Here is a 5,556-nt window from a genome sequence, read left to right on the forward strand (position 1 = left end):
CGCCAGAGAACTTATTAAAAACTACATAGTGCTCCTTGAAAGCGAAGGGCTTATCGAGTAGTTAGGTATAAAAAACGTCCCCGAACTTGCCGGGGACGGTTGATCTTTTAGAAAATGCTGTACCAGAGACCGCCACCACCCAACTCATCGATCATAGCCAATCCGTCATCGAGTGTTCCGTGGGCCGTTATTCTGTCTCCGTTTATGTTGACGGTGGCGGTGACTACCGAAAGATCTCTGGTGATGGTCACATTATCTATCCAGGCCGTTTCTTCATAGTTCCCGAAGCTCATAAGTCTGTACATCTCGAACCTTATCGAGTGTTGACCGGCCCGGAGAGAAATCTTAACTCTCTGCCAGTCAAGCTCGCCATCGGATTCTGCAACCAGCGAATCGTCTATGAAGAGCCTGAAGGAACAAAGCCAGGGAGTGCTGGATACCTTGAGATCGAACTCGAGTTTCGAAGGTTCGGCCACGGCTACGGTAGTTTCGAAGTAACTCCTTTGCTCCATGTCGCCGATTGCGCCGAATCTGGCACTGAAGGAACCGTCTTTGGCCGTTTTGCTCTGCACATAGGGCAGTTCGTCGCCTCCAAGACTCCAGTCGAAATCTCCACCGTTGAAATTTCCACTTTCGAAATCGTCGGCATAATCGGGTTCAAGTTCATCGAAGGCCAGCGAATCTCCTTCGACGATCAAATAGTACCGGCCTCCCTCTGCCAGATCAGGAAACTGAATAAAGGCCGACCTGGTGAAAGGAGTCGAAGCGTAAACCTTTCCGTCAACATCAACTATCTTAACTGTGAAATCGCCATCGACTGAAGTTTCAACATCGGCGCCAAAGGTGGATTTGAAAGCCACATCGATCTCCGTGTTCTCTTCTAGAACAGCATCGTGGATAGTCTCGCTTCTCTCCTCCTCTATTCTCCAGTTCGGTGAGTTTGTATCGAGATAATCCGGACCACCCAGGTATATGTCGTATATGCCCTGCTCAATTGCGTAGAAGTTGGCCTCTCCTTCGCTGTTGGTTTTTGCGTAGTATTTTCGTCCCCCTTCCCGATCGAGTGTAACGTAAACGGCAGGTATATCAAGCCTTCCGCTTCTGTCGCTCACCCGAACACGGAGAAAGCCTTCTTCATCGTAGAGGTCTGGATTCAGTACCAGTGTGGAAGATGCATCGATTCTTCCGTAACCGGATTTTTCATCTGGACCCGGAGTTCCTAAGTCAACGGCGCCACTTTCAAGCGTCTTCATTAGTTGAAAGGGGGTGATGTCGGGATACTTTTCGATTAAAAGAGCAGCCAGCGCCGAAACATACGGACAGGCCATCGATGTTCCGTCCCAGTACTCGTAGGGTTGACCGGCAACTCCAGATTCTTCGAAGTAATTAGGTCCCTCGTATTCCGGCACACATGATAGGATATTCTGGCCGGGTGCTACCACAGATATGTACTCACCCCAGTTGGAGAAGTCAGCCACACTGTCGCGTACGGTCGATGCGCCTACGGCGATAACACCAGGATAGCCGGCAGGATAACTCGAGCTGCTTTTGTAAGAGGCGTTTCCCGACGAGGCGATGAAGGCTACTCCTCGAGAAAGAGCGTAGTCGACGGCCTCCTTGAGGAGCATGGAGTACCCGGAACCACCCCAGCTGTTTGAGAGAATATCTGCGCCGTTGTCTACGGCCCAGACGATTCCCCGCGCTACACAGTCGTCGCCGGCGTATTCAAGCATTCCCCACTGCCAGACGAAAATATTGATCGGCATGATTTTTGCGTTATACGCGAGTCCTGCAATCCCTACTCCGTTGTCTTTTCCGGCGGCTATTATTCCGGAAACGTGCGTTCCATGATCATCACTCGTCTCCCAGGCGATGTCACCGTCTGTACCGGGTGCTATTTCACAGTTGTTGTAGGTGTCGTACCCGGTTACGAACTGTCCCACTAGATCGTGATGGCTGCCGTCTATTGGGGAATCTAGAACGGCTATCACCACTCCGGTTCCGCTAGCCGTCTCCCAGGCTGTTTCTGCTCCCAGTTTTTTAAGTGCCCACTGGTACTGCAAAAAAGGGTCTCCCGTTTGTCCGGCCAGAGAAACATCCCCCATGTTGTTCCTTTTTACAGGCTGGATTATATACCTTCTATAGACAGGCTCGATGTAGCGTATTCCGCACAGATCAATCCTTTTCAGCCGATCGTAGATTTTCGAGATCTCCACCGGTAGTTTTATCGAAGCCGCTTTCAACTGGGGTATCTCGACGACGATCTCCGCGCGAATGCTCTTCACAAAATCCTCGAGAGCCCCTCTATCTTCGTAACCCACTATCATTCTATCTTCGAATACTTCATATCCCTGGAGCTGTCCGAAACTGTTCCGACCCTGCTCCTCCTCTTTGGATGGCGTCAACCTGAGACAGCCTGCCGCGAGAAAGATCAAAATGACCATTGAAACAACCAGAAACGGACTATATTTATGCAACATCGTTTTTGCTCCTTTCATTTCATTCGCCTGTAGTGAAGACTTTGAAGCCTGTAAGTGGCACTTCCGGCCCGTCCATGAAACTGCCCGTAGCCACCGAGTAAGAGGCACTGTCGTCATCGATCACATAGGCGCCGGCCGAAGCGACAACCCACTCGTATGTCTTGTTAGCTTCAAGCTTATCATACTGGTAAGGGTAAATTCCTCCGGAAAAGATGAACCAGTCATAATCGAGAGGGAGATCGACATTTCCGAAAAACTTTACTTCTACCGGCCCGGGGTCGGCGGTCACAAACTCGTAAGGACGGAAGTAGTTGAATTCATCGACCGTTCCGGGAAGTATTTCGATATCCGATTGTACGAAGTCCGTGATCTCCATGAAATACCTGTAAGTGACCTCTCCCTCGCTCGAGAGTATCTCCCTCGACGGCTTCCAGATGAATGATGGATTTCTCGAGACTTCAGTTGCCGCGTCGGCCGGAGAGGTCTGCACCACTTGGAAGGCCTCCAGAGGGACAACCGAGCCCAGATCGGTCGGCGTGGATTCTAGCGTTCCGTAAACCGATGAAACTCTGTACCACACTTCTTTTTGTGGCTCCAGGAGCGCTGACTTATCGGTGTAAGCTCCGATCGAATTCCAATCGGTCTGCGTCTGAGAGACGAAGGCGATCTTTTTATAATTCGCACCGTCGAAGGACCGGTAAATGTTGTAGCCATCAGGTCTTTCGAACTCTTCCTGCTCTCCAATATCGAACGACGAGTAACTCGAGTGATCGAGCCACTGGATGTCTATCCAGAGCGTTCCAGAGCCAGGAGCCGCTCCTGGTTCGTAATTATCCGGTGCCACTTTTACCGAGTAAGGGTTCTCTTCTCTGTAATAGGAAATTCCGTCAACGCTGCCGGTATAGCAAAAGAGATTTTTGAAAGTCGGTTCGTCCCCCCACAACTCCCGCAGAAAGGTGAAGGGGAGAGGCTGGTAGAGATTGACAGCTTCTCTCTGGGTCGAAAGGTTCAAGTACTCTATGTGATCGGTTCTGTTGTCGTTGTGATCGTAAACAACCACGTGGAAGGGAACCACTCCGTTATAGCCCGCCGGATCGAACTCGAAGGTAACTTCGCTGGTATCGATTGCCGTCTGTTTCTCAGGCGTCAACCTGCCGCTACCTGGCACTTCGCCGAGATCGGCGTACAGCACTTTAATCTGGTTTGCACCTGTCACCGTTATATGTGCCTTGAAGTATGAAGAGACGGACCTGTCGGGGAGAGGTTGACCGCTCAGATCAACGAATTCCACGGACACTTCCGGTGCGTAACTAATCGGCTGGTCTAGCTCCAGAATGGCTTTTCTAAGTATTACCTCGACTGTTTCACCGGTCACGTACTCGACCTTTAAGCCCGAAATTTTGCTTATTGCGCACTCCAAGCCAGTGAAATAGACATCCACATACTCGACTTCTCTACTCAGAGTCACTTTGGCGATACCGTTTTCATCGCTTTTCGATTTGCCGATTAAATTCATAGTTGAGTGCTCATACACGTTAACCTGTGCACCCAACACTGACGATCCGCCATTGGCAGCCACCAGAGAGAACTTCAAGATCGACCCCGAAGGCATTCCCCAGGGCAGGCAAGAAGTAAGAGCCAGAGCCGTGAGCGCAACAATTACGATCGGTACTGCTTTTTTCGTCTTTCCCACTTTCCCACCTCCATCAACAATCATTGAAAGAACCTGTCCAGAGTTTCATAGACCAATTTTCTTGAACTGTCGCGTTTAAAACTGTAATATGTTCTGTGATCTATCCTGTAAGCCCTCACGAGGCCGGCACTTTCAAGGAGTGCGAGATGATGGGTTATGTTTGAATTAGCCACGCCCAGTTCCCTTGCTAGCTCCTGGCCGTACATATCTCTCCCCATAAGAAGCTTCAATATCATGAGTCTCGTTTCGTCGGAAAGGATTTTCAGCAGCCTTCCGGTAGATATCACGGGGTGTTTTGTATCGGCTATCACCTGAGATCTTCTGTAACCGATTACATACGAATCTCTTCCGATGTCGTCGAGCGAAAGCTGGAGCCTTTTGAGTTCCATGAAGTAAGAAGCAGAAAGCGTAATTTCCCTTATCTCTTCGTCCCTTGTGTAATCGAAACCAACCAGTAACGTGAAATAGTCGTTGCCGTATCTATTTATGTTCCTGAACATTTCCTCTTCGAAAGCCATAATTTTATCATCAAGCGAAATTGCCAGTTCATCGAAGATGTTGTCGGAGTACCATCCGAGAAGGCTTAATAGCTCGTCCTTCATCTCCTGTGGTTTCTTCATAAACTGGAGCAAATCCCAACTGTGGCTGGCGGAGATGTTCATATTCTCTTCTATGAACTCGAGTGCCTTTTCGGTATTCTTGATAAGCGAGTGAACGAGCCTGTCATCGATCTCAATGGTGTCGGGCGCAGGTGGGATTATGAATCTTTTCAGTATCTCAATACCTGAAGTTGATTCCACAGCCTTAATGAAGCTTCTGTGGTCTTTCAAATCGAGAGCTGAGATAAGAAGTGCCAGCGACATTCCAAAAGGCGCATTAAGGGAGAAGTATTTCCCCGCCAGGCTCAGAACATCTTTCGGAAACCGTTGCTTGGTCTCGCTCACCCATGACTGCAGCTGTTCGTCTGGAGAGAAACCCACCTCCTCTAGATCGTGTTTGTAGGAGAGAACCAGTTCTTCGTGATTAACAAGTCTAAAAAGACTGGTGAGAAACTCGTAGGCGAGAGTATGCTGGATTCTCAGAATATTTACTATATTCATTGAATAACCTCCAACTTTCGATATCAATTGAAAATTATTCTATCACAAAGAGGGTAGCAATGGCAAGATCTGTGTTTGCTTCTTGGTGCCTCAGCACTTTGACTTAACAAAAGAGCATAATAGCCATCCCTGGGAAGAGCGTTGGTTAAGGAACGCTAGAAGAGGAAGATATATATGTGAAAACTCTCGCCTTCTCGTGAGCGGAGCAAACTCTCGACGTTCTTTATCGTTTTACGAGCAAACTGGCCAGTCGTATTTTATGCTTATTGGATGATCCTTTTTG

3 protein-coding genes are annotated in these 5,556 nt (G+C 48.9%); all 3 read right to left on the minus strand.

Annotation, left to right across the window (positions count from 1 at the left end):
• Nucleotides 1–107: 107 nt before the first annotated feature.
• The 3 genes from PKX57_RS11075 to PKX57_RS11085 are packed head-to-tail and all read right to left on the minus strand — an operon-like array spanning nt 108 to nt 5,273.
• Nucleotides 108–2,480, minus strand: coding sequence for a S8 family peptidase (locus PKX57_RS11075; protein WP_472417333.1), 2,373 nt, complete (start codon nt 2,478–2,480; stop codon nt 108–110).
• A 19-nt stretch (nt 2,481–2,499) separates the two neighbouring features.
• Entirely contained in the window at nt 2,500–4,173 is a 1,674-nt protein-coding gene (locus PKX57_RS11080) for a hypothetical protein (RefSeq protein WP_472417335.1), read from the minus strand.
• 20 nt (nt 4,174–4,193) lie between these two features.
• Nucleotides 4,194–5,273, minus strand: a complete 1,080-nt coding sequence (locus tag PKX57_RS11085; protein WP_472417337.1) for an ArsR/SmtB family transcription factor — start codon at nt 5,271–5,273, stop codon at nt 4,194–4,196.
• Nucleotides 5,274–5,556 lie beyond the last annotated feature (283 nt).

Source organism: Mesotoga sp. (assembly GCF_035363035.1).
Lineage (GTDB): Bacteria > Thermotogota > Thermotogae > Petrotogales > Kosmotogaceae > Mesotoga.

What these genes read in the sequence shown, in the direction of transcription:
- PKX57_RS11075 (WP_472417333.1), bottom strand. Translation starts at nt 2,480, where the DNA reads ATGTTGCATAAATATAGTCCGTTTCTGGTTGTTTCAATGGTCATTTTG.
- PKX57_RS11085 (WP_472417337.1), bottom strand. Translation starts at nt 5,273, where the DNA reads ATGAATATAGTAAATATTCTGAGAATCCAGCATACTCTCGCCTACGAG.